Consider the following 25,026-nt stretch of genomic DNA (forward strand, 5'->3'; position numbering starts at 1 on the left):
CCTCCATGAGTTGGATTGGATCAACTTACTGTATCGCAGGCTGTTCACTATTTGAGGGAACCGACCATGGCACCTTTTTCGAAATACTTCTGGAAGAACGGGTACATGATGATGAGTGGCAGACTCGAAATGACAATCGCTGAGTATTTAATCATCTCGGAAAGCCGTTTCAGTTCTGCCATCGCGAGCTGATCACTGATCATGCCCGGTGCAGCCTGATTCTGAATCAGAATGGAGCGCAGAACGAGCTGTAACGGATGCAGGTTCGGATTATCGAGATAGATCATTGCATCAAAATAGGAATTCCATTGCCCAACGAACGCATAGAGTGCGAGTACAAAAATGATCGGTTTCGACAACGGAATGACGATCTGGAAGAAAATCTTCATCTCAGAGGCGCCATCCACGTTTGCAGCTTCTTTCAGTTCTCGAGGGACTCCTTTGAAAAAGGTTCTGGAGAGAATGATGTTCCAGACGTTAACGGCTCCAGGGATGATGATCGCCCACACCGTATCGAGCATGCCGAGATTACGTATGAGTAGATACGTAGGGATTAATCCCCCGCCGAAGAACATGGTAATAATAAAGATAATCATGAAAAATCCACGTCCCGCGAGCCTGTCATCCGACAATGCATAACCTGCAAATATAGATACGGTCACGGTGATCAGTGCAAAAGAAACCGAGTACAATACCGCATTTGCAAACCCCCGAATCATGGCTGGATTGGACAAAATCATCTGATATCCGTCCAGACTCCAGTCCGATACATTAAAGGACAGTCCACGATTCAGTAACACCGTGGGGTCCATGAATGAGGCGATAACAATATAAATCAGGGGAACAACCACAACCAGTACAGCACAGGTGAGAAAAATGGCATTGAGTGTGAGGATCAATCGATCCATTCCCGTGTGTTTAACAACCATGGATAATACTCCTTTCCTAATAGAGGCCTTCGCCTTCATTCAATTTCTTCACAATCAGATTCACCGTCACCAGCAAAATCACATTGATCACCGAGTTGAACAATCCTACTGCGGCAGAATAAGCGTAATCTCCAGACTGTAACCCCACCTTGTAGACATACGTGGCAATAATCTCGGAGGAAGGCAGGTTCATGGACGTCTGCATCAGATAGGCCTTCTCAAATCCAATGGACATAATGCCACCCGCTGCAAGAATAAAGACGATAGCCATAATCGGACGAATCGTTGGAAGGTCAATGTGGCGAATACGCTGAAGGAGATTGGCTCCATCCAGATTAGCCGCATTGTGAAGCTCTGGATCAACATTGGCTAAAGCTGCGACGTAAATGATCGAAGCCCAACCCGCTCCAGTCCAGATATCGGACAAAATGTAGATCCAGCGGAAATATTCCGGTTCAGACATGAACATGATTGGCTGACCTGTAATCCATGTGGCTAATTGATTAATCGGCCCTGTCGGTGAGAGGAAGATGAACAACATACCCACCACGACAACAACCGAGATGAAATTGGGTGCATACAGAAACAATTGAATATTTTTCTTGATGCCAGCTTTGCGTACCTGATTCAGCATGAGTGCGAGTAAAATGGGCACCGGAAAACTGAATATCAATCCCAAAAAGCTGAGTTTAAGCGTATTCATTAAAATGATATCGAAATTGGGTGAAGCTATAAATTTCTCAAAATGCTTCAGTCCTACCCAATCACTACCCATGATGCCTTTGATCGGACTGAAATCCTTAAACGCAATGATGGCTCCGTACATCGGAATGTACTTGAAGATAAGAGTCAAAATTAAGGCCGGTGCAAGCAACATATATAAAAAGTAATTTTTTTTGAGCTGCTGCAACCTATGACCGCTTGTCGTCCTCACTTTCAGTACCCTTCCCTCGCCCTTTTTGCTGTCGGCTATGTTATCCAACACGATACCCCCGTTCATTCTAGAAGTTGACAATTGTTTTCAGTAAGGGCTTTCAATATTTACAATTGCCTATTTAATAATTTACAATTTATCAGTTATCTACGGATTTAGTCAATACGTTTTGTAAAAAATATTTGTGCATTTGATCACTTTATCTTTGCATCAATGTAACTAAAGAGGATTAAATTTGCATATATATAGTACTGAATCGTCAATACTAGCAAAGATATTTCTATAGCATTACTGTAATAGATCATCATTGTTACATAGTTAAAGAAACTTCTGGAACAATTATGAAAATAGAATTCGCCTATCTAAATGTAAATACAATTGTGCATTTGTAAAACAGAGATTGCTATTTGTCCCGTTCTATTATACATTTGACTTAGAGAAGATTATGGATGACTATTGAGGATTAGAGGTGAAGCATTAGATGGCTAAGGAAAAAGTCACGATACAAGACATCGCTGATGCTTTGGGGATCTCCAGGAACACGGCTTCCAAAGCATTAAACGATAGCGGAAACATCCCGGATGAGACCCGAAATCGTGTAATTAAAAAAGCAATTGAACTTAAATATAAGCAATTCGCCTACATGGAAAATGAGCTTGTTCTAACGAAGACTCCGGGCAATATCGCCCTGTTAACTGAAAACCTGCCGAATACATCTCACTTTGGTTCGTTGTTGATCAGTGGTTTGGAGAAAAGAATCAGTGCGGAGGGATACAATCTCTCGATTCATATCGTGCGTGAAGACGATCAAGATACGCTTACACTTCCCAACAATTTTGATATCGCTAAAATAGACGGCATCATTTGCATTGAATTATTTGATCTGGAATACACTCAATTGATTACCGATCTGGGCATCCCCACGATCTTTATCGATTGCGCTTCCAACATATGTTATCCCGAATTCCAAGCAGATTTGCTCCTTATGGAGAATGAACATAGCATCTATCAGATAACCAAAAAATTAATTGAGAGCGGCTTCACAAGTATCGGATTCGTGGGAGATTACAATCACTGCAAGAGCTTTAATGAACGATGGGTTGGATATCACCGTGCTATGCTGGAGGCGGGGTTGCAGGTGGACCTGTCTCATTGCATCCTGGATAATGATCGCCTGTGTTTCTCCAAGCCAGGATGGTTGAACCAGCGAGTGGCAGAGCTGGCCTCCCTACCTTCTGCTTACGTATGCGCTAATGACTTTTTAGCAGTTGATCTGATTCGGGCGTTAAAAGACAGAAATGTCGCTGTGCCACAGGATATTGCGATATGCGGATTCGATAATGCGCCCCAATCCCGAATTATTGAGCCTGCATTAACGACCGTTCATATTTACAGTAATGAGATGGGCATCAAGGCTGCAGAGATGCTGTTATCCCGGATTAATAGCCCAACACAACCGTATCAGGTCTCACACATTGTGACCAAACCCATCATCAGGGAGTCTACGCCAGCAATCATGGCCGATCATTCTCAGATGGTTCATAGTTCTGCAAAATAAAAAAAACGTATGTCTCACGAGTAACAACTCGTGAAGCATACGTTTTTTTGTGGTTTCGATTTGGCTGGATGTAAACTCTATCCTATCCATCGCGGCCCACATAAAGACAATCTCAGAACTAGATCTCTTTCAAGATGCCTTTTACCAAACCGATAAAGGTTGTTTTCACTTGCGCAGCCACTTCAATAACTTCATCATGACTTAACGGCTGATCCAGAATACCACAGGCCATGTTGGTCAGACAGGAAATGCCCAGTACCTTCATACCGCCATGAATGGCAACAATGGCTTCAGGTACCGTGGACATCCCCACAGCATCCGCACCCATCGTACGAATCATGCGAATCTCCGCTGGTGTCTCATATGCCGGGCCACTCCACCATGCATAGACACCTTGCTGCAGGCCAACATTTTGCTCTTTTGCAACCTTAAGGGCAATGCTGCGCAGTTCGCGATTGTACACCTGGGACACATCCGGGAAACGCACACCCAGTTCAGCGTTATTCGGTCCCATCAACGGGTTATTACCCACCAGGTTAATATGATCTGTAATAAGCATCAGTTGGCCCGGTTCAAAGCTTGTGTTGATCGCTCCGCAGGCATTGGTGATAAGCAATTGTTCAACACCCAGCGCCTTCATGATGCGAACCGGAAATGTCACTTCATCCAGTGTAAAACCTTCATAATAATGAAGACGCCCCTTCATTGCTACAACCGTTTTGCCCATCAGTTCACCAATAACCAATTCATTGGCATGACCGATAGCCTCCGATTGGGCGAAATACGGAATCTCTGTATACGGAATAACGGTCGCGTTTTCAATCTCATCCGCAAGCGCTCCCAGTCCTGACCCCAGAATCATGCCTACGGCAGGTTTGGTATGGATTCGGTTTAATATGTAATCTCTTGCTTTCTGAATATGTGCGGATTGATGCATAATGATATCCTCCTGATGATCTGAATTGAGTTAACGAAAACTGAGTTAATGAGGTGCTACTCATCAAGTGTAATGAACAATGGTCTTGATGTAAATGGAAGCTGTTCTATATGCAATAAAAAAACGACCCTATGCTCCAGAATCGTTTAAAAACATGGACATCCCCTAATCCAATGTATATTTGTTTCTACTTTTCATGTAATCGATTGTCATGATCAGCAACAGCATGAATGTAGCAAACATCAGCGGTTGGGCAAAAGTACCTTCTTCAAAGATAAAATAACTAAATATAAAATTTCCGGCAAAAGTAATTAAGTAGTTTCGGATGTAATCCATCTTCTCATCTCATTTCAGGAAAGAATTTGGTTCACCATTTCTTCAACCTTATCACATAATTCCATTTAATACCATATCCTTATCATCCACACAAATCAACGCCTCGATCATGCACGAGATAGCCCTACTGTATAATCTATATCGACTACAGCAAAAAATCGGCCACATCGTGACCGATTCTCTCCACTTCCCTGATGTTCAGGTCATAGGGTTAATGATACGCCAAAATGATTCCTTTGGCTGCAAATGTTGATCAAATACAAAGGGCCAATTTTTACGTCCACGTACCGGGAAATGATCCAACCAGGTATAATTGTCCGCTACTCCCCAGAATGTCACAGAGGTGATGGAGGATTTATACTCACGGAACAGATCGAAGATTTCTTCATAGCGACGCTCCTGCAACTCGGCCATTTCCGAAGTGGGCGCAGTGAGATCGGTCCGACGATCCTCATAACGAAACACCGACAAGTCCAGCTCGGTAACATGCAACTGTACATCCAGTGAAGCGTATCGTTCAATAGCCATTCGGATTTCTTCAATGGAAGGACCATGGATATTCCAGTGCCCCTGCATGCCGATTCCATGTACAGGTGCTCCCTTGTCCAACAAAGAGCGCACTAGATTGTATATTTTCTCCCGTTTGACCGGATCCGTCTCATTATAATCATTATAGAAAAGTAAGGCATTCGGGTCTGCTTCATGAGCCATGCTAAATGCTTGCTGTAAGTAGTCTTCCCCCACCAGCTCTAACCACTTCGTGTCCCGCATGAACAGGTCTGTCTTGTCTTCAACAGCTTCATTAACAACATCCCACGCGTATATTTGCCCCTTATACCGACCTACTACCGTATCAATATGTTGCTTCAAGCGAGATAATAGCAGCTCTCTGGAAGCAGGAGCACCTGAGGTATCCTCAAAGACCCATTTCGATGTCTGATTATGCCAGACCAACGTATGTCCACGAACCGCAATTCCTTGGGCAACGGCAAAATCAACAATTTTATCCGCCGCCTCAAAAGTATACCGATCCTCTTCCGGGTGAATTTCTTCAAATTTCATCTGATTTTCAGCCGTGATGCTATTGAAGTGTTTGGCGATGAAATCCCCTTCGGACTGCAACATTCTGGTATGTACAGCAGCACCTATTTTGAACGTATTAGCGTAAGCAGCATGTAGTGATGGAATTTCGGTTGGCATTTACAATTCCTCCCTGCCATTTTTTATCCATCATATCGCTTGTTGAATACGCTTACAATGAACAAATTATACTTCTTCCCCCTCATATTTAACTATTTATAATCCTCGACCGTGTTTGCACAACAAAAACACCTCCACGTATGTCCGACTGCTCATCGCAACAGAACATTAATCTGAAGGTATTTTGTGATCGGGATGTTCATATAAATTCAACTCATGTACAAAGAGGGTATGAAGCGTTACAACTTGTCTACCTGTAACAAGGTCACCTGTTTCACTGTGCATGCTGGGTTAATTTGCTCCTCGGACAGAATGTTCAGCTTGATCAGGCTTTTCAGCTTATGGCTGTCTACCTTGGACAACAATCGCCAGATGTCCGGGTCTGGAAGAGAAGCATACAGCTTCTGATCATCGTATTCCTTCCGGTTCTGCAGCACTGTTTTCACGGTGTAACCACCAACCTGCGTCTCATAGACCCCTTGTTCTGCACAATACGCAACAATCTCATCTCGTAGTACAGACAACTGCTGCTCAATATCTTTTTGCTGCTGCTTCAGTTCAAAGTAGATTTTCACTCTCTGCTCCATATCGATCACGCTCCTCTACTATCATAGGTATGCGAGGATCGCTAGTTTAGGACTGGCTATTTATTTTATTTGAAAAAAGTGGTCTTTCCATTACTTAATCGTATACTGTCGTCATTGTGTATCCCCGTATTACGATTACAGCAGGTGTTCATTCAAATATGGATTATGGACAGCCATGCTGTGAACCCTTTCCATTACATCTGGCCCCATGGGTACATCCCCAACGCGCTTTAACAGAATCCAGCGAAGACAAGCTATTGCTCCAAAAACCTGCTCCTCTTCCAGCGTGTACGTATAACTTGCAGAACGTGCAAATTGAGCGTGATACATCTCGCCGTAACTTTCCCCATTATAGATGGTGATCAGAAACACAGACCATGCCATATCGTACCTTGGATCACCGTATTGGCCGTTAGTCCAATCGATAATGGTGTAATCGCCTTCCATTTCAAGAATGTTTCCCAGATTATAATCACCATGAATCAAACAGTCCTGTCTGATTTGGACATGCTGAATCAGGTTTGCGAGATGCTGATGAATATCTTCATGTGACTGCATTTGAGGAAAAAAGTATTCAACAAAATCATACCTGGATATGTATTCTCCATCGTCTCCAGCACTCACTTCATTCACCGGATAACGATGGACCTCCATTAATCGCTCAGCCAAATGTGTCAGTTTGGTTTGTGTTAATTGGGTAACCGGCTTTCCATCATAGCTCGTTAACAGCACTTGATTCTCTTGCTCGTCTAATCCCCAACCGTAGGGTTCAGAAACACGAATTCCACTTTGATAAAGCTTGGACAATAATCGATATTGTTTGGCGATATCCGGTTTGGAATCCTTGTCCCAGACTTTCAATACGTACCGCTGATCATTCATTTCGATTCTCATCACACTCGCTTCCAGTCCAGGTGGCAAGGGAATGATCTGAACCTCCTGTTCAATGACCTGCTGGATACGTTCGTCCAGTTCTATCCAATTCATCCGGCTAAGTTGAATCGTCATCGTTCTCCTCCTTCCATGTTATGACAGCATCTCCCTGTTAATCAGGTATGATCAGACCTTTGCCAATGACGTTGGCGGATACTGGCTGTTTGCCCAATTCTCTGGCCCATACCGACAGCTGTCCCATATGGTGGATCTCATGGGCGATCACATGTCGCATAACTTCTCCCCATGAATCTGTAGCGACTTTGCCAGCTGAGCGATGATCAATATAAGCTCTTTTTTCCATACTCGGCTCCCATGCTGTAATAAATGCCTCTACATCAGGACGTAATTTGCTATCCAATCGTCTTACCGCCTCAAGATTCTGGTAGTTTGCAAAATCTTCCGCATCATCCGGTTTGCCCTGAAGCAATTGAAGCCAGCTCCACTCTACATCAATGATATGAAAAAACGTCTGTAATATGTTGCCTACTCCGCCCGTACGAGGCCGAAGCAATTCTTCAAGCGGTACATCTTCACACCACACATACCATTGCTCACGCACCATCCAGTTATAACGAAAGAAGCTTTCCATTGGTATATTCCCCTTTATCGATGTTTTTCATAGAGATTTGATCAATTCTGTATCGGCAAAGGTATCCTCCGAATGTTTACACTGGCCACTACGATGACAGAACAACCTTCCGATCGCTGTTATTCCCAGATTTTTTTGATTCATTTTATGATGGTAAACTCCGGGGATAAGCCTATGCTTCCGATGTAGCTTTCTTTCAGAAAGCTTTTAGGCGAACACTTCGCTTCTTCAGTTTTTTTTCTGTCCTCTCCGTTTCGTGTAACTATTCAGTTCAAATTTATATAGTTAATTTCTTTTTTATATACAAGATCACATGAATACCTGTATAAATAAGCAGAACATTGAACAAATATAGAAGTACATTTAAAGAGATGCCAGATATAAACCAGATCGTTCCCTCAGAATTAGCATAATGATAATCCGTAAAGAATCGGATCGGGAAACCATACTCTGTTCGGAGCGGTCCATCTTCAGTATGTAAAGTTCCAGGAATGCATATGATGGCTAATACAGCAAGCCAGGCTGATAGATTCATTATTCTTTTGTTAATCGTCAATACCTCTCCTCCTCATTCATCCTTAACGGGATCTTTACCAAAATATGTCCCTTCCAACTTTTGATCCAAAAAGTCTCTTAAGTCCTTTTGATCAAGTATATATTTCGAATCTCTATTAAATCTGCTTTTTCTGGATACAATAATCTGCTTCCGATTGTATTGAATCGTAATTTCAGCGTTATGCTTTAATTTCAAAGCAATTCCTGCACTTATGCTTCCTGTGACATCATCTACTGGTATTTTGGATGATTCCGGAGCTGCATTCAGCCAGCCGACTATACGGCTAATGTCTTCTTTACTTAACGTAACATTGTCAATGCTAACGTGTGCTCCACCGTCGCCTGTCCTGGTGTACACGGCTATGCTCATCTCTGTGCTTATCACTTGATTTCTTGAAATCGGCTTATTTGGATCTGGATTACTCGTGATTAGAAAATACAGAAACATGATTGCCGCACCTACGAAAAGCCAGAATCGCCTAAGTTTTCCTAGCATTAAAGCGCATTCTCCGTATCCACCACGTTGGCAAACAGTCTCAGTACCGTATTGTGATGTTCTATAATCTGATCCGCTTGAAGTGCGTTTGAATTCCACGTGCTGTGCGCATCTTGAACCAGATTGACCGTGTATCCCAGACTGTATGCTCTGCGGCAAGTCGTGTCTACACATACCTCTGTCTGCATTCCCGTAAGGACTAACTCCTTCACGCCACTTTCTTGCAATTTCAGATGCAGATTGGTTTCGTGAAACGAATCCGGTGTCTCTTTTTCGATAACAAGGTCACCAGATATAGGTGCAATAGACGGATGAATGGCCCACCCTGAAGTTCCTCGTTCCAGTGGACTGCCTGCTCCTTCACTGTGCTGGATATATATGATGAAATGCCCTGCTTCACGGGCCTTGGCCATTAACATCTGGATCTTCTGAAGTAACTGTTCCCCCTGATATACAGGATCTGCTTCATCAAACATCGCTACCTGTACGTCAATGATTAGAAGTGCACAATGCGTTGTCACTTTGCTTTCCTCCTGACGAATCAATATAATTTAACTCTTTCTTCTTCGCATCTTTAACAAAACTTCCAATCCCATATCAATCAGTACAAATAGAATAGCAGCAAGAACGCCGAATAAGGTCAGAACTAACGTCTCTTTGAAATCCAAGATTGCTTCTCCTGCACCCATGACCAGATAATAAATATACATACCTAAAACTCCAGCACAGGCATAACTCAATATCCTCGTACTTAGATACAAAACACGATTGACGAATTGTATTCGGCTGAGCAGATAGTCCAGCAATATCGATAAAGGTAGCCCGATCAACAGGATCAAGGGAGTCGCGTATATCGGATAAATAAGAATGTAAAAATCAAAACTGTAGGATTCATTCATCGATATGAGACTTGCAGCCAAAGTAAAACAAATGATGGTTAGAACCGTCGTCATCAGCTTTCTACCCATGTTCATCTCATCACTCCAAGCAAGTTATCTCTACCGATTATATCTTCTCATGCGTCAGATTTTGCCGGTTGCCATCCGATATCTTGAGACCAACGATGTGCTCTCTGTAATATGCTCCACACCATTGGCCCTTTTCCTTCAACATATTTGGGACGTTGATCTTTATACAATGACATGAGTCTGTGCTTTTCTTCTGCATATTTCAAACAACCTTCTGGGTGCTCCCTTAAATAGTCTCTGAACAGCAAAGTCATCTGCTCGGAGAAACTGCCTGCCTGTCTAACGTGTATATGTATCCTTCTGCTTCCGGGCTCTTCACGAAAGTAACGTTTAGACTTATCTGGATTTTCTGCTCTGAATACAAATCCGACTGTTTCGATCTCACGTTTGTAGTCCAACAAATTTTCATACTGGGAAACAGATATTTGTATATCTATGATGGGTTTGGCATCTATTCCAGCAATTGAAGTGGATCCAACATGGTCAATCCGCACAGCCTTTTCTCCTAACGCTTCTCTTAATTTCGAACTCGTTTCGAGAAACAAAACAGGCCATGCCGGATCATACTTTGCAATTCTCCATTGATCTTCCATGCAACTCCTCCTTGGTTATTCAATCTAGCTATATAATTAAATAACACGCTCTCTTAACCTTTTGTTACATATGGATTATTTAGTGATGCCATCTAGAGATCATGCAAAATCATCATTGTTTATTCCCAGATCTATTTGTTTTTTGGATTCAATCATGTATTCGTACACATCATCAATTTCTGTTATACCTTTAATATTGTCTTTTAACAGTTCAATAATTAAATTATTATCACTCTCTCTCATCCTTATATCTTTCAAATAGTTATCGCTATAGTCATCCATAAAATCTAATTTGTTCTTATAGAATCGAAATCTTTCCAAAACATACACTTCCTTAAGATTAATAAATAATGCTACAAAATCCTTAAAGTTTCTGGCTACTAAAGTTACTTGATTACCAAACGCCGTAGGTTGGATAAAGATAACCGGAGCTTCTTCCAAATCACTAATCGATCTGTTAAACGTGAAAAAAGCAAAATGATCACCATCTGCTCCTGTTCTTCCAAATATGATGGCATCGTCTGGCGTACAGTAGTATCTATCCTCATCATTGTTAAAACTAATATAAAAACCCATATAATCTTGGAGGGTTCCATCATGTTGTTTACGTAATTCCTTATCTATTCGAACGATGCCTTCTAAGGATGCTGGCATTTTATAATGTACTCCCAAGTTTAAATACCTCTCTTCTGTTAGCGTTTATTAATATACTTATATTTTGACACAAATCCAAAAAAAGAGAAGGACCTTAGGTCCTCCCCTTCACTTCTTAATGATAGTCACACTTGAAGTTTGTAAACTCAGCTACAGCATCTTTACCCGTCGCATATAGACCAATAAGCACGCCTGTAAAACCTCCAGCCACTTCCGATGACAGGTATCTCGTCTGTGCCGTGCCTAGCAGAATCTCTTCACCATCTGCTTGAAGCAAGAAGCTGTAACGTTCCTGACTTGAGCGGATGACCAGCGTTGCATGCTGTTTATTTCCCAGATCCACTTCTTGTTCTATCGATTTGATATCACCGATATTCAGACGCTCGATCACCTTATAGCCATCTTGCTCCTGACGAATTGCCACTTCATAATGATGATTCTCATCCATATAGATCGTGACACCAGCTTCCCCATTCGTCAGACTGACATCGACAGAAATTGTGGCATTAAAGTCTTTCTGACGTAGCCCGATGAACGTCGGGGATGCCGGAACGTCCAGCGTTACATCAGTTCCTGTTAGCGTAAGCTTGTCTGATTCAAGCTGATAATGCTCTGCATTCGGATGACGAAGGTAACACCAGTCCAGGCTCCAGTTTGTATTTTCAAACGTATAATGCTTCTTGTCCTGCTGGGCCACGGTTTCTGGGATACGATTAGTCTCAAAACTCGTCAGCGTTGTACCTTCATGCCCGGCTGTAAACCATCCGTCTTCACCAAACGTAATCGGAGTCAGGAATACTTCCCGGCCCAGATGATGGAACGTAGCCCATCTGCCAATCTGACGGAATCCCAGGTGAAAGAGCCACCAGTTGCCCAAATCATCCTGAACCAGGTCACCATGTCCAACCCCCTGCAACTCATAACCGCCCAAATTACGATTGGTCAGAACTGGATTGTGTGCATAAGCTTCAAATGGACCTGAAGACGAAGTTCCCCGAGCATACGTAACCATGTGACCATACTCCGTACCACCCTCAGCTGCAAGCAGGTAATAGTAACCGTTCATTTTATACAGATGCGGGCTTTCCAGATATCTTCCGCCAGTACCATTCCATATCGAACGACTCGGGGTCAGTTTGCGCCCAGTTTCAATCTCAAGCTCACACTGGACAATTCCGCCAACGCCTTCATCATCTACCCCATTACTCATAAACAAGGTCTTGCCATCTTCAAAATACAAATCCGGATCAATCCCGCCTTGATCCACGTAGATAGGCTCAGACCATTCTCCGTAGATATCGTCCGTCCATACATAGAAATTCTGATGTGTCGTATCATTCGTTGTCACCATATAAAAAAGTCCGTTATTGTGTCTGATCGTCGGGGCAAATACGCCCCCGGAACTGCTCACGGTCTCGAGCTGAATCTGACTTTTACGAGTGAGGCAGTGACCAATCTGCTTCCAATTCAGCAGATCCTTGCTTTCAAAGAGCGGTACGCCCGGAAAGTATTGAAAAGAACTGCACACCATATAGTACGTATCGTTGACTTTGATCACACTTGGGTCTGGATAGAAACCTTTAACAACAGGATTATTGTATTTCACTATACTCCACCTCTTATGCTAAAATTCATAAATATAAGAATCCAACTTTGTAGCAACTAAAAAAATTAAACACCATTGGCTATCAACTTGCAATGAATCTGGATTGTATCTTGGAACAAATTTTATTGAATTAATATATATATGATTTTAGAAGATTGAGGGTAAGGAGTTGTGCAGATGATCAAAGCAAATGGGGAGCCCCAGTTCCTCCCTTTATATGAGGCGCTGGCAAGCGAGGTCAGATGGAGAATCATGGACATGATTGCAGATCGCGAAAAAAATGTGAAGGATATTGCGGCAGCATTAGAGCTCAGCCCCTCCATTGTCACGATGCATATTCGCAAACTGGAGGATGCGGGCTTAATCGGGAGCAGACGAGTTCGGATTAACGGAGGAACACACAAATTATGTTACCTCAAGCAAAATCAGATTGAGATCGAGCTGCCATCGGCAAATCAAACTTCACGAACCAAAGAGCAGACAATATCCGTTGGGCACTACACTGCTTTTGATATTCACCCTACCTGTGGGCTAGGCACACTTGAGAAAGAAATCGGGATATGGGACGATCCACGTTACTTCCTTGATCCTGAGCGGGTACACGCCGCGATCCTGTGGTTTGGGAAAGGTTATGTAGAATATAAAACACCTAACTTTGTACTTCCTGATCAGACAACTGATGCTATTGAGATTTCGATGGAACTGGCTTCTGAAGCTCCTGGATTGCGGGATCATTGGCCTTCGGATATTCGTTTCACTTTCAATGGTGTTTCTCTTGGAACGTGGACAAGCCCTGCCGACTTTGGCAGAGCAGCGCGCGGCAAATATACACCAGATTGGTGGCATCGCAATGTGAATCAGTATGGATTATTGAAGACCATCCGCATTGATGCCTCCGGTACGTATATGGATGATGAGCGGATGTCGGATATTACTCTTGCGGATATTAAGCTTAGCGAACCGTTCTGGACGCTTCGTTTTACGGTTGACGAGGAAAGCCCCAACGTAGGCGGTCTAACGATCTATGGTGCCGGTTTCGGTAACCATGATCAGGATATTGTTATTCGTGTACTAGGGTAATTTGGCTCGCTGTACAGGAATCCTCCCTTTCCTGACATAAAGGAGAGGGAGTGATGGAAAATGCTGTTCCTCAGCTAATTTTGAAGCACATACGTCGCTAAGAACGCTCACTGTCCCCCCCATACTCTCTCTCCAACTGATTCCCATGGAATGCCTTCAAAAGAAAAGCCCGATCCGGAACGTTCAATCGTTCATACGATTGCAGATATTCCCTGTTGTCATATGGAACGCCAATGAATTTCACATCAATTCCCTCATCTTGGAGATCCACGATACCGTATCTGGCAATGGCAAGATCGTTACAGCCTAAAGCGCCCGGATTCAGATAGATTCGTTGATCTGTCTTATAATAATGAAGAATATGATGATGACCAAAACAAACCAAATCATGGGCCGTATCCTGATACCTTGCGTCCAATTTGATCCCGGATGGATCTTTATCGATGACATCCAGCTTGTCGTTGTTCATGTGATAGTGAGTTAGAAGGAACCGACGTCCTTCTACCTCTTTTTCAACGAATTTCGGTAGAGCTTGTATTCTCTTGATCGATTCCGCACTTAGATGTCGACCAATCCATTCATGATGCTCGGCTATGCCTTTATGCCCTTCTAATGGCCCCTTATTTTGGAGCAAACTCAATACGGCTTCTTCGTGATTTCCTGTAATCGCTATCAAATTCTCACGGCTGTACAACATCTCGATCACTTCATTGGAGTGAGGGCCAATACCGATCATATCCCCCAAACAAAACGTATACTCAATGTCTCCTCTGGAATCCATATCAGCCAGTACCGCTTGAAGCGCTGGAGCATTCCCATGAATATCGGTTAAGATGGCAACCTTCATTGTGATTCCTCCTCAGGAATATACATCGTCTGAATCTCCTGTACACCCGCAATAAAGCCCAGATTCAGATATCCGGACTCGGCATCATTTCCTTGCATCACATACAATCGCAGCACGGGATACTGACCCTTAAGCGCATTCAAAGCTCTCTGTAACATCAGTGTAGCAAGCCCTCTTCCTCTATATGCCGGCCGAACCCCTATGCTATATACAGCAGCCTGATTATCCTGCAGACAAAGACGACAATTTGCAATCAGTTGCCCCGTTTCCTTATCGTATACAAGCGTGGAGGCTTGAGTCAGAATCTCATTTGTATAATTAGGATCTTCGTCAGGTATAAAGTCTGCAAGGGAGGTTTTATTTCTTCGTGTAGCTTCAAGACTTCCTGCAAAACTCTCCAGGTCACATTGAGAAATTTCATCTTCATTCACATATTTTCTGGTGCCGGTTTCACTTTCAATAATCTCTGGACTCTTCACGGTTACCCTGCTGTCCCACTCGATCTCAAAATGATCTGTAGGCCGCTGCATCCACCGACATCTGAACTCCACTGGCCAGAATCCAGCTCTTGCGTATAGATCTACTTGGTCTGGAAGAATCTCAAAGGTCAGAATGCGTTTGGTGCGATCGGACCACTGTAATAATTTATGCTTCAGAAGCTTCAATACCTCAAAGCACTGCTGGAATGGCGGGATAAAAAACAAATGATACATCCGGTTAGGCTCCATTCTCACGCCGCCTATTTTGCTTTCCCCCTTGTAAATCCAGTACGCACTGATCTTGGAAGAACTGAACTCTTCTTCCCTGAAAAATCCGACATAACGCATATCATAATAAACCGTGCAATATAATCCCCATTCGGCAAAATCAGCTTTGCGAATTGAATATTCATCCGACAGATCATATTGGAGAATATCTGTAGACCACTCCGTTAAACCCATACGTCATTCCTCCTCAGTTCTAATTACATGTACAGCAATTAAAGAACCTTTCTATATTCCACCCCATGAACATGAATTAACACATGCTGTGCCTGCAAACGTTCGAAGAAATCCAACATGTCCTTAAACGGATTCTCGAAATACGCAGTTAGGTAAGCAATCTCTGGCGTTGTTTTGATAAAATTATAAAAAAAGTAGGGGTCCATGTTACCCACATCTTCTGGACTACCAAGGGAAACCTCCAATGTCTGCCCTGTTTCTGTATTTTGGAACATACAGTGCTCACCATGAATATCAAAATACCAGTTTCCCGTTAATTCTTCTTCTCCATGGATTACTTCCGCATTGGACAGCAAATGGTACGCACCTGCCAGGATCTCCATGCGATCAGGCTGATCGGTTTCTAATATCAATTGGTCGATCAATTGCCGCGCGATTCTTTGGTACATATCCATCACAGTCAATAATTCTTCTGTAATTTCCTGTGTTATCGATTTCATCATTTCAGATCCTTATCCGGGTATCCAATTTCTGCAATTTCACCTTCGATATCACTTAATCTCAGTTCATCATTTAATTGCTGTAGTAAGACCTCATCGATCGGCTTCATATCAAATACCTGTTCAACCAGTTCGATATCCAACGCTATCTCGTAGTAATCCTGTGCCCAAGCATGATAATATTTCGCGCCGCCTACCAAAATCTCTAACAGTTCGTATTCATGATCCCCAAGCACCGTGCCTGCAGACCACCCTTCCTGATCCGCCTCACTCCAGATACAGAACGTCGTCTGATCCATTACAAATGCCGGCTCTGCCAAAAATGTATTAAATGCTTCTGGAACACGCTTTACCACATCAGTCCTGTCAACCTTATGCTGAAGTGTATACTCTTTATCAAAGCCTTTAATAATCAGCCCATTTGGATTGAATATTGCAAAATAATGATCTCCTTGCCCATCTCTCATGGATGCCATTTGCTCATTCGTGTCCCACTGGGAATTATACGAGTAATACCTGTACTCCCATTCCGGCATCAAAATGGCATCCAGCATCGCTGCTGCCTTTAGAATCTGTTTGCATTCACTAATGTGAGGAAGTTTATCGATAAAATTAAGATTACCCATCGTGTGATATTGCCTCCTTGATGTCATTTTTATAAATCAATACGCAATAGCTGTTCCTTTACCCGTTCGAATGGAATAATTAACTGCTAGACCTTGCGGTTAGCAAAGATACGATAACGTATCCAAAAAGTTGAACCGTAAATACAATAGCGACAAACTCAACCATCATGCTGTTCGCTGCATTGAAATCATTAACAAGATCCACAAAGATCTTCCCAGGCCTCGACAACACATCCCACGAATTCCACCGATTAAATCTGCCAATGTAGACCCCTATACTGCTCAATAGCAAAATAGCGCCTACAACCATCATGCTAATGTACTTATTGACTAATTTGTTTAACATGCCATGGATTTGAATGATCGAACAAGTCGAGAGCAGCAATCCGATGATCGCTACAGCAAACGTCAGGGTGAGACTGTACCAAAATTCAATATTAACCCAAAATCTAACCTCCCCCTGAGCATCAAAATATCTGAATGAATGCAGGATCTCCGTAAAAAGGTAGGCCGCATTGGGCAGAAAAAAGAGCCATACTCCACACATCAACCCTATACATATCGCGCTCGTTGTGGTTACTTTCTTATTGAATATGTACCTAATACAGGATGAGATGATGAATGGTACCCATGCCAGAAACATATCCCAGCTTAAAAATCGATACATATTCGTATCTGATTGGGCACGTAAATACATCACAACACCTAGACAACAAAGAGTAGCCACGAGCAAAGTAACGATGAGTCGGAGGTCTTGAACCGGATGTTTGTTATCTTTCATTTCTTTGCTTCTACTTCCTTTTCCTTGATGAATGTTATACGTTATAAATACTTTTTAAATGCCTTGCTGGATTCGCCGTTGTACCCCAATTTCGTATAAAAGTGATGTGCTTCGTTTCTGGATAATCCGCTCGTAAGAAACACCTTCACACAATTTTTCTGCTCACATACATGCTCTATATGTTTCATCAATTCAGATCCATATCCATTGCTCTGCACATGTTCCGTAATGATAACCCGCTCAACTACGCCGAATGGTCTATTTTCCACCAAAGCATCCAGACAAATATGTAAATGAGCCGTGCCGATCACCTGATCACCCAGTTCATACACAAACAAGAAACTGTTTGGGTTATTCCGAACTTCTTCAATACGCTCTGCAAGCACCTTGGTGTTTAAGTTGTTCGGCAATAATTCTTTATACAGCCTTTCAATCACTGCTGCGTCCCTAGCTTCTGCCTCTCTTATCACCTAGCTCCCTCCATTACCTCATCTGATAACTTAAAATGATATCACCGTTGTCCTCGAATTCACCCGTGTCCTGAAATCCGCAACGCTTATACAGCGCATTTGCCGCAATGTTATGTGGAACATGGGATACCCTGATTTGCTGGCAGTCACTTCTCTCTTGCAACATACGAATCACTTCTTGAATAGCCAGTTTACCGTAGCCCTTACCCTGGTGCTTCTCATCAATCATGAAGCGGAGAATCCAGTAATACCCGTCATTGTAGATCTCGTTATCAAATAAAATAAAACCGACCATCTGATCCTCTGCCAAAATACCGTATGGTTTAGACGTAATTTCCTTCGTCGCATGCATCAATGAATCCGCATTGCTTGCAACCAAATCCAGCTGATCTTCCCGCGGTTTAAGGTGGATGCAATCGAGTTCATTTTCTTTGGTTATAGGTTGTAGCGTCACTTGCTTCACATCCACAATCTTCTCTCCTTGCAGCTTATTTACTAGATTTTCTTGATCAAAATAATCTCCAAAGGCTGCACATCCAGCAACAAAGCCCCAGCATCGACATACCCCAGCTTTCGATAGAAGTGTTGGGCATGTTCATCTGATTGCGTTGAAGTCATCACGGTATCGAAGCCTTGTTGCTTCATTAGACTTTCCCAGTGATGCACGACTTTTCTGCCATATCCGCCGTTCCGATAGGGTTCATCAATCCAGATCATATTCATGAAGGGAAGGTTGTCCCAAAAGTAACCGTACCTCATCCATCCAACTCTTGATCCCTCGTCCTCGTCCCATAGGATGAATATTTCTTTCTCACTAATCTTCGTTTTCACAAGTGGCTGATGGATATGCCGATCTCTCTCCATGATATATTCGTAGTCGGCTTCTGTTGCATATTCAATCTTCATTCGTATTTCTCCCTTCAATAACTACGTCCATCATAACCCAAAATGTGGTATATGCGAACAGTTCCTTCCTCTTTTTCTCCCATGCCAAAAAGCCACGGTTCCCCATGGCTCTAGACGCTCTATTTTCCTCAATCCGATGTCGATCCGCTCACCAATTGCCCCTTGTACCATACGGCCTGCCGCGCAGATCGCCGCGCAACAGCTTCCGCCGAACAACTTGCATGAACCAGTACAAAACTCGCTGCATCACCTACCTTCGGCCATACCTGCTGCCCATGTGAATTCAGCGGTGTGATACCGCCTGTTACGAATGCCAAAGATTGAGACAAGGACAGTTCATCACTATATCCATACAGTTCTGCGAAGCGTCCTGCTTTCTCAAGCAGATCCCCATTGCCAAAAGGAGACCAATGATCCGTCAGGCTATCTGTTGCCAGCTTCACGTTCACGCCCATACGGTGGAGCATGGGAAGGGGCATCATCGTTCTGCCAATGGGCACCGTGGAAGCAATGCTCATCCCAAGCGAAGCCATTCGCTGCGCCATATCTTCTGCTTCCTGCTGTTCTGCGTGGGCGAACCAGAACGCATGACTCACGGTAACTTTGCCCTGAAGCCCTGCTGCTTCGGTCAGATTCGCGAGTTCCAGCAACGTTTGTTTGCCGGCGTGCCCACCATCATGCAGATGAATATCTATGCCCGCCTGGTGCTGAACAGCCAGTTCAACCATGGCGTTCAGTGATTTCTCGATCTGTTCGTCCACCGTATGAGGATCAAGTCCGCCCACATGTGTTGCACCTTCCTTCATCGCTTGACCCATAAGCTCCACTGAATTGGAGCGAAGCAGTCCATGCTGCGGGAAAGCCACGATTTCCGAAGAGATTTTGCCCGAAAATGATTCCAAAGCCTGCCGCGTTGCTTCCAGTCTTTTCAACCCACTAACGGGTTCAATATTGCAATGACTACGCACATGTGTGGAGCCATACCCCTGGATCAAGGTCAGAATACTCTCCGCTTGACGCTTCGCATCTGGTAGCAGCTTGGGCAACAGAACCTTCTCTTCTTCAATGCGATCGAAAATACTGGAGATCCGTTTAACCGCTGCCCACGGCCCATCGTAGTAGGTTTTATCCAGATGAATATGTGCCTCCTCGAACGAAGGCAGCAGCAAAAGTCCCTTGCCATCTACTTGTGGTAGATCACTAGACAACGGGTTGTTTCCATCCACGATCGCCGCGATCACTCCATCTTCAATCCGCAGATGAGCAGGGCTTGTCCGTGTCCCCGTCACCTGTTCTCCTTCTCGAACATAACTCTGCTCCACAGTCACATTGGTTAACCAGTAGGCCTGCTTCATCATGTCATCCCTCTTTTCTCACCCGGCATTACGTCCCCCGGATACCGATTGTTCTATGATCCATGGTACCATACGGTTTCACCAGGCAAAAATATGTAAAACGTTGGTTTTCCATACGCGGAACGTTTGCATGCCTTCCTTAATACATGCAAAAAAACAGGCACAATAACGTGCCTGCCCTGTACATATCACCTTAATCTGCTTAATTCCGCTCTTCCATTAAAAATGAAACCGTGCATGTCCTCCATCGGTCACGCCCTCAATCTGTTCGATATCCAGCAGTCTGCGCTTCATCTCCAGGCCTCCACGGAATCCGGTCAGCTTGCGATTGGCTCCGATAATACGGTGGCAGGGTAACAGAACCGGAATCGGGTTGGCTCCATTTGCAGCACCCACCGCTCGTACAGCTGAGGGTCTTCCAATCGCTGCAGCGATGTCACCATAGGTCCGAATTTCACCGTAAGGCACACGCCCTAGCTCTCTCCATACCTCCTGCTGGAAGTTAGTTCCGATCAAGTCCAGTGGGATCTCATCTGTATAAGCCACCGGTTCCTCTGCAAAATAGGACTGCAACCAGTCCATCATGCCTGTTTGTTTCAGCGCATGCTCGTTCTCTTCCAGTTCCACGCCAGGTGCAACTTTCTGTATCCAGCCGTTCCAGTCCTCCAGTGTTTCATTGGGCATGACCACTCGGCACAATCCCTGTTCCGTAGCGAGCAGCACCCATGGACGACCGTCCAACTGCATCGTGGTGTACATCAACTTTTTTCTCATCCGTTTATCGCCCTCTCCCCGGTGGAATGCTTAATGCTAGGACGTAGCCTGCTTCTTCACCTTACGTTTCATACTGCGAATCATCTGCTTGGTCTCCGGGTCAACGCGATAAGATTCCGTGATTTTCTGAAGTGCCTTATTATACGTAAAATCGTCCAGGGTATTATGCTTCAGATAGCGCATGGTCACTTCAGGTTGTTTCACATAGGCCATCGAGATGGCCCAAGCGACTGCCATTTTCACGTAATACGCCTCGTGCCTAATCTGATCCAATGCGCTTAGAACCTGATCGATATATCTCTCATCCAGATAAAAATTCAACAGCATCACCACGCCAAACCGGATTTCATATTCCTGATCTGATCGCAGATAGGGCTGCAAGAACGTCCACATTGGCTCCGAATGCATCTTCGTATATTTTAGTCCCGCACAGAAGCTGTCGCACACTGACCAGTTATCGATCTTCGGCACAAATGCTTCAATGGCCTTCAGCAGCTCGTCCAGATCGGCCTGTACATGTCCAATCACCATCGCTTGCAGCATCACTTCTTCAAAGTATTCATCATCTGCCGTCTCCAGATATGTGCGCCAGTCTCCGGCGGCAAGCTGTTTGGCAATCTTTCGTAAGACTGGCAATCTCACACCTAGTACATTCGTGATATTAGGAATGAGCGCAGCCGAGAATTTCTGATACTCCGGCTCAGCCAAGCTGAGCAATTGTGTTCTGATATCTATTTCCACAAACCCATGTCCTCCTCGTCTGTTGCCATACAACAAGTATATCCTTGCAACGCCAGTTTGTAAGCTCATATCGAATGTTTGAGCAAGATTACAATATCGTTTTGGGTACTCTCTTTTTCTCTTCCTTGTTTAACCGTCAACCCATTTCGTTTAAAAATATGAAGCTGACCGTTTAGAAAGGAGTGTCGATATGAAAGAATCTGATTCCAAGAAAGATTTCTCTGTTGAAGAGATCACCGAACAACTCGTACAACATATTCAATCGCGGAACCTTTCCGATTTCTATAAATTGGTGAAAGAACTGCATCCCTACGACCTCTCACTCGTATATAAAAAGTTCCCTGAAGAAGAGACCAATCGGTTTCTGCTCCTGTTCAAACCCGATGCCCTGGCGGATCTCGCCGAGACTCTGAAGCTGCACGAACAGATTCAACTGTTTGAACGACTCGGCCCAGAACGAACGCTTGAAGTCATGCAGCAGATGGACAAAAGTGATTTGATCCGGTTCATGCACGATTTGCCTGCCAAACGCAGAGAAGAATTGCTGTCCAACATGAATCTGGATCACTCAGCCATTATCCGGTCCGTACTTAATTATCCGCCGGAGACGGCAGGACGCATCATGACAGATCAGTACCGGACCCTGCTCGCCCATGAGACAGCGAAGGAAGCCTTACGACAATCGCAAGGTACCATGCATATCTCCGCCTCCAGTTACCTCTATGTGACCGATAATGAAGGCAAACTGGTCGGTGTCGTGAGTTATCGCTCCCTCGCCTTGGCCGACGACAAGACTCAAGTTGAAGAACTGATGACTCGGCGGGTAATCCATGCAACGGTGGATATGGACCAGGAAGAAGCCGCACAGCTTTTGCAGCGTTATGAGTTTATGGCGCTTCCGGTGGTAGATGAGAATCATAGATTATGCGGTGTCATCCAAATGGATGATGTCATTGATATTATTATGGACGAAGCAAGCGAGGATTTGGCCAAGATGGGTGGTGGCAGCAAGGATATCGATTTTGATACCAAACCGCTCGTGGCGGTCAGACGCAGACTTCCGTGGCTCATTCTTTTGCTGTTGATTGGCCTAATCTCGGGAAGCATTGTGGATTTCTTCGAGGATACACTGAATCAGGTTGTCGCACTGGCGTTCTTCATGCCGATGATCGCGGGTATGACGGGGAACACAGGGACGCAGTCTCTGGCTGTTGTGGTACGCGGACTGATTGGACGCAAGCTCGACAAAGCCACCGTACTCGCACTGATTGGTCGGGAGATCAAAGTTGGCACGATGATAGGCTTGGTATGCGGCTTACTTATCACCGTCATTGCTTATTTCTGGCAAGGGGATTGGCTGCTAGGCGCCATTATTGGGGTGTCTCTGTTCCTCACTCTCGTCATTGGTACACTGACAGGTACCTGTATCCCGCTTCTACTTAGTCGCTTCAAAGTCGACCCAGCTGTCGCCTCTGGCCCATTAATCACCACATTGAATGATATCTTGTCCCTGTTTATCTATTTTGGGATTGCCACACGTTTCCTCGATGCCTTGATGTAGCAGCGTGACCAGGCCGCCTTTTATGAAGCGGTTGGGTTACGCTGTTTTCCTTTTCTACATATGCAGAGTCACATGCTGCAATAATGTACTATATGGTTTTTACCTCTGGACGTATGATCATGGAACTAGACTACAACCAGAGGAGAGCATCATCATGAATCTTGCATCTTTTTTAATCTACTGCATCGTCGTTACGTTCACCCCAGGCCCCAGTAATATCGTAATTCTTTCTTCCGTGCAACAGGTTGGGGCGCGTCAAACGATGCAATATGTGTGGGGAGCTACGCTGGCATTTGGTCTGTTGCTTGCCGCTTCAGCTTTTCTCAATCATCTTCTTGCGGGAGTGTTACCCTTAATTCTGAAGGTGATGCAGATTGTCGGCGGCCTGTATATGGTGTATCTGGCGTACCAGATTTACAAGATGGGTACCACTGAGGATGCACCGAAACAAATTACCGGATTCTGGAACGGTTTCATCATGCAATTTGTGAATCCAAAGGTGGTCTTGTTTACTTTCACTGTCATTCCAAGTTATGTATTGCCCTTTTATCAAAGTTCATTTTCATCGTTTCTGTTCGTGCTACTTATTACCTTTATTGGATTTCTCGCCTATTCCAGTTGGGTTGTGTTTGGTACGGTTTTCAAGAAGTTATTGAATCGCCACCAAAAATTACTAAGTATTCTCATGGCCCTTTTTTTGTTATACTCAGCCATTATAGTATCCGGATTGATCTAAAGCTTGGGAGGTGTGCTGCATGGAACGGTTTAATTATAAAAAGTCGCAAGACGTGCTGGCACTATCCGCCAGCTTTACCGATTTCACCTATAAAAAGCATTGCCACGAAGAGTATGCGGTTGGCGTAACCCTGCGCGGTATTCAACAATACAATTTGGATGGACAATATCAGGCTTCTCACCAAAATGGTGTCATGCTGTTCAACCGTGAACAGTCCCATGATGGAAGCTCCTATGATAAAGCTGGTATTGACTATGTGATGCTGTATTTGAAGCCCGATTTGGTAGAAGAGATTATAGGTAAAAAGGAATTGCGTTTCGCAACTCCCATCGTCTATGAACCTGAACTTGCATGGAGCATTCTGATGCTGAACGATGCCGTTCAACACAGACAGGACGAAGCCCAGTGCAGCGAACGGGTCTTCGATCTGGTTCACCTTCTGGCACAGAAGGAAATGGATACGAAGCTCTGGTTGCCTCAGGACAACCTGGTCCGCAAAGCCAAGGAGATTATGTTTTGCAGCACCGAAGATGTGCTCAAGCTGGACAACCTGAGTTCCGAATTTGGCATGTCCAAGTTTCAATTTATCCGTGAATTCAAATCACATGCTGGCATATCACCCTACCAATTTTTCTTGAATTGCAAGGTTGAGCGTGCCCGTCAGTCCATCGAAACACACAAGGACGTCTATGCTGCTGTTGCCGATTGTGGATTCGTCGATCTGACCCATCTGAACCGACATTTCAAACGGGTATTTGGCGTCACCGCTTATGAATACATGTTGCAGCTAAACTATACAAATTGAACTACAGAATATTTATACTGCTCAC

Annotated in this window: 29 protein-coding genes; 5 read left to right on the top strand and 24 right to left on the bottom strand. The window is 44.1% G+C overall.

The genetic code is table 11. From position 1 onward, the window contains the following. Nucleotides 1-47: 47 nt before the first annotated feature. The gene (locus MKX75_RS22005) at nucleotides 48-929 is read right to left on the bottom strand and encodes a carbohydrate ABC transporter permease (protein WP_339166825.1); all 882 of its coding nucleotides are present in this window, start codon (nucleotides 927-929) and stop codon (nucleotides 48-50) included. A 16-nt stretch (nucleotides 930-945) separates the two neighbouring features. Continuing rightward, nucleotides 946-1,806 (bottom strand): ABC transporter permease subunit, encoded by an 861-nt coding sequence (locus tag MKX75_RS22010; protein WP_223200008.1) that lies wholly within the window; start codon nucleotides 1,804-1,806, stop codon nucleotides 946-948. Nucleotides 1,807-2,344: 538 nt separating this feature from the next. Here MKX75_RS22010 and MKX75_RS22015 point away from each other — a divergent pair. Then, on the top strand, nucleotides 2,345-3,421 hold the full coding sequence (locus MKX75_RS22015; RefSeq protein ID WP_076332790.1) for a LacI family DNA-binding transcriptional regulator: 1,077 nt from the start codon (nucleotides 2,345-2,347) through the stop codon (nucleotides 3,419-3,421). 118 nt (nucleotides 3,422-3,539) lie between these two features. On the opposite strand, the gene MKX75_RS22020 is transcribed toward MKX75_RS22015, so the two are convergent. The 11 genes from MKX75_RS22020 to MKX75_RS22070 all read right to left on the bottom strand — a co-directional run bounded on the left by MKX75_RS22020 (nucleotide 3,540) and on the right by MKX75_RS22070 (nucleotide 12,878). Continuing rightward, a complete protein-coding gene (locus MKX75_RS22020) occupies nucleotides 3,540-4,358 on the bottom strand; it encodes a purine-nucleoside phosphorylase (protein WP_339166827.1) in 819 nt (272 codons plus the stop codon). A 534-nt stretch (nucleotides 4,359-4,892) separates the two neighbouring features. After that, a complete protein-coding gene (locus tag MKX75_RS22025; RefSeq protein WP_339166828.1) occupies nucleotides 4,893-5,894 on the bottom strand; it encodes an endo-1,4-beta-xylanase in 1,002 nt (333 codons plus the stop codon). Nucleotides 5,895-6,133: 239 nt separating this feature from the next. After that, nucleotides 6,134-6,481, bottom strand: coding sequence for a hypothetical protein (locus MKX75_RS22030; RefSeq protein ID WP_339166830.1), 348 nt, complete (start codon nucleotides 6,479-6,481; stop codon nucleotides 6,134-6,136). 135 nt (nucleotides 6,482-6,616) lie between these two features. Further along, nucleotides 6,617-7,489 carry an aminoglycoside phosphotransferase family protein gene (locus MKX75_RS22035; RefSeq protein ID WP_339166831.1) on the bottom strand — a complete coding sequence of 291 codons (873 nt, stop codon included), beginning with the start codon at nucleotides 7,487-7,489 and terminating at the stop codon, nucleotides 6,617-6,619. A gap of 37 nt (nucleotides 7,490-7,526) precedes the next feature. Beyond that, nucleotides 7,527-8,006: a DinB family protein gene (locus tag MKX75_RS22040; RefSeq protein ID WP_339166832.1), complete on the bottom strand. Its 480-nt coding sequence runs from the start codon at nucleotides 8,004-8,006 to the stop codon at nucleotides 7,527-7,529. Nucleotides 8,007-8,574: 568 nt separating this feature from the next. Then, nucleotides 8,575-9,057: a hypothetical protein gene (locus tag MKX75_RS22045; RefSeq protein ID WP_339166833.1), complete on the bottom strand. Its 483-nt coding sequence runs from the start codon at nucleotides 9,055-9,057 to the stop codon at nucleotides 8,575-8,577. After that, entirely contained in the window at nucleotides 9,057-9,578 is a 522-nt protein-coding gene (locus tag MKX75_RS22050; RefSeq protein ID WP_339166834.1) for a cysteine hydrolase family protein, read from the bottom strand. The genes MKX75_RS22045 and MKX75_RS22050 overlap by 1 nt, the downstream gene beginning before the upstream one ends. A gap of 30 nt (nucleotides 9,579-9,608) precedes the next feature. After that, complete coding sequence (locus tag MKX75_RS22055; RefSeq protein WP_339166836.1) at nucleotides 9,609-10,031, bottom strand: hypothetical protein; 423 nt, start codon at nucleotides 10,029-10,031, stop codon at nucleotides 9,609-9,611. A 41-nt stretch (nucleotides 10,032-10,072) separates the two neighbouring features. Next, nucleotides 10,073-10,618 (bottom strand): GrpB family protein, encoded by a 546-nt coding sequence (locus tag MKX75_RS22060; RefSeq protein WP_339166837.1) that lies wholly within the window; start codon nucleotides 10,616-10,618, stop codon nucleotides 10,073-10,075. A 99-nt stretch (nucleotides 10,619-10,717) separates the two neighbouring features. Continuing rightward, nucleotides 10,718-11,272 carry a hypothetical protein gene (locus MKX75_RS22065; RefSeq protein WP_076332781.1) on the bottom strand — a complete coding sequence of 185 codons (555 nt, stop codon included), beginning with the start codon at nucleotides 11,270-11,272 and terminating at the stop codon, nucleotides 10,718-10,720. A 115-nt stretch (nucleotides 11,273-11,387) separates the two neighbouring features. Continuing rightward, nucleotides 11,388-12,878: a glycoside hydrolase family 43 protein gene (locus tag MKX75_RS22070; protein ID WP_339166838.1), complete on the bottom strand. Its 1,491-nt coding sequence runs from the start codon at nucleotides 12,876-12,878 to the stop codon at nucleotides 11,388-11,390. 177 nt (nucleotides 12,879-13,055) lie between these two features. Here MKX75_RS22070 and MKX75_RS22075 point away from each other — a divergent pair, with 177 nt between their 5' ends. Continuing rightward, on the top strand, nucleotides 13,056-13,958 hold the full coding sequence (locus MKX75_RS22075; RefSeq protein ID WP_076332779.1) for an ArsR family transcriptional regulator: 903 nt from the start codon (nucleotides 13,056-13,058) through the stop codon (nucleotides 13,956-13,958). Nucleotides 13,959-14,055: 97 nt separating this feature from the next. Here the strand turns inward: MKX75_RS22075 and MKX75_RS22080 are convergent, their stop codons facing one another. The 11 genes from MKX75_RS22080 to MKX75_RS22130 all read right to left on the bottom strand — a co-directional run bounded on the left by MKX75_RS22080 (nucleotide 14,056) and on the right by MKX75_RS22130 (nucleotide 21,899). Beyond that, nucleotides 14,056-14,805, bottom strand: coding sequence for a metallophosphoesterase family protein (locus MKX75_RS22080; RefSeq protein WP_339166839.1), 750 nt, complete (start codon nucleotides 14,803-14,805; stop codon nucleotides 14,056-14,058). Then, a complete protein-coding gene (locus MKX75_RS22085) occupies nucleotides 14,802-15,746 on the bottom strand; it encodes a GNAT family N-acetyltransferase (RefSeq protein WP_339166841.1) in 945 nt (314 codons plus the stop codon). The genes MKX75_RS22080 and MKX75_RS22085 overlap by 4 nt, the downstream gene beginning before the upstream one ends. 38 nt (nucleotides 15,747-15,784) lie before the next feature. Further along, entirely contained in the window at nucleotides 15,785-16,249 is a 465-nt protein-coding gene (locus MKX75_RS22090; RefSeq protein ID WP_339166843.1) for a hypothetical protein, read from the bottom strand. Then, a complete protein-coding gene (locus MKX75_RS22095) occupies nucleotides 16,246-16,872 on the bottom strand; it encodes a hypothetical protein (RefSeq protein ID WP_339166844.1) in 627 nt (208 codons plus the stop codon). Before MKX75_RS22095 ends, MKX75_RS22090 begins: the two co-directional genes overlap by 4 nt. A gap of 79 nt (nucleotides 16,873-16,951) precedes the next feature. Further along, the gene (locus MKX75_RS22100; protein WP_339166845.1) at nucleotides 16,952-17,653 is read right to left on the bottom strand and encodes a DUF1361 domain-containing protein; all 702 of its coding nucleotides are present in this window, start codon (nucleotides 17,651-17,653) and stop codon (nucleotides 16,952-16,954) included. A 41-nt stretch (nucleotides 17,654-17,694) separates the two neighbouring features. Continuing rightward, complete coding sequence (locus MKX75_RS22105) at nucleotides 17,695-18,123, bottom strand: GNAT family N-acetyltransferase (RefSeq protein WP_339166846.1); 429 nt, start codon at nucleotides 18,121-18,123, stop codon at nucleotides 17,695-17,697. Nucleotides 18,124-18,136: 13 nt separating this feature from the next. After that, nucleotides 18,137-18,592, bottom strand: a complete 456-nt coding sequence (locus MKX75_RS22110; protein WP_339166848.1) for a GNAT family N-acetyltransferase — start codon at nucleotides 18,590-18,592, stop codon at nucleotides 18,137-18,139. Nucleotides 18,593-18,618: 26 nt separating this feature from the next. Continuing rightward, on the bottom strand, nucleotides 18,619-19,029 hold the full coding sequence (locus MKX75_RS22115; protein ID WP_076332773.1) for a GNAT family N-acetyltransferase: 411 nt from the start codon (nucleotides 19,027-19,029) through the stop codon (nucleotides 18,619-18,621). 128 nt (nucleotides 19,030-19,157) lie between these two features. Beyond that, entirely contained in the window at nucleotides 19,158-20,384 is a 1,227-nt protein-coding gene (locus tag MKX75_RS22120; RefSeq protein ID WP_339170557.1) for an amidohydrolase, read from the bottom strand. A 219-nt stretch (nucleotides 20,385-20,603) separates the two neighbouring features. Beyond that, nucleotides 20,604-21,158 (bottom strand): methylated-DNA--[protein]-cysteine S-methyltransferase, encoded by a 555-nt coding sequence (locus MKX75_RS22125; RefSeq protein WP_339166850.1) that lies wholly within the window; start codon nucleotides 21,156-21,158, stop codon nucleotides 20,604-20,606. Nucleotides 21,159-21,194: 36 nt separating this feature from the next. Beyond that, entirely contained in the window at nucleotides 21,195-21,899 is a 705-nt protein-coding gene (locus tag MKX75_RS22130) for a DNA alkylation repair protein (RefSeq protein ID WP_339166851.1), read from the bottom strand. Nucleotides 21,900-22,089: 190 nt separating this feature from the next. Between MKX75_RS22130 and mgtE the strand changes: the two genes are divergently transcribed. The 3 genes from mgtE to MKX75_RS22145 all read left to right on the top strand — a co-directional run bounded on the left by mgtE (nucleotide 22,090) and on the right by MKX75_RS22145 (nucleotide 25,001). After that, nucleotides 22,090-23,460, top strand: coding sequence for a magnesium transporter (mgtE, locus tag MKX75_RS22135; RefSeq protein WP_076332769.1), 1,371 nt, complete (start codon nucleotides 22,090-22,092; stop codon nucleotides 23,458-23,460). A 154-nt stretch (nucleotides 23,461-23,614) separates the two neighbouring features. Further along, nucleotides 23,615-24,196, top strand: coding sequence for a LysE family transporter (locus tag MKX75_RS22140; protein ID WP_076332768.1), 582 nt, complete (start codon nucleotides 23,615-23,617; stop codon nucleotides 24,194-24,196). 19 nt (nucleotides 24,197-24,215) lie between these two features. Next, nucleotides 24,216-25,001: an AraC family transcriptional regulator gene (locus MKX75_RS22145; RefSeq protein ID WP_076332767.1), complete on the top strand. Its 786-nt coding sequence runs from the start codon at nucleotides 24,216-24,218 to the stop codon at nucleotides 24,999-25,001. Nucleotides 25,002-25,026: the final 25 nt, after the last annotated feature.

Origin of the sequence: Paenibacillus sp. FSL R5-0341, assembly GCF_037975235.1 — a bacterium.
GTDB lineage: Bacteria > Bacillota > Bacilli > Paenibacillales > Paenibacillaceae > Paenibacillus > Paenibacillus amylolyticus_A.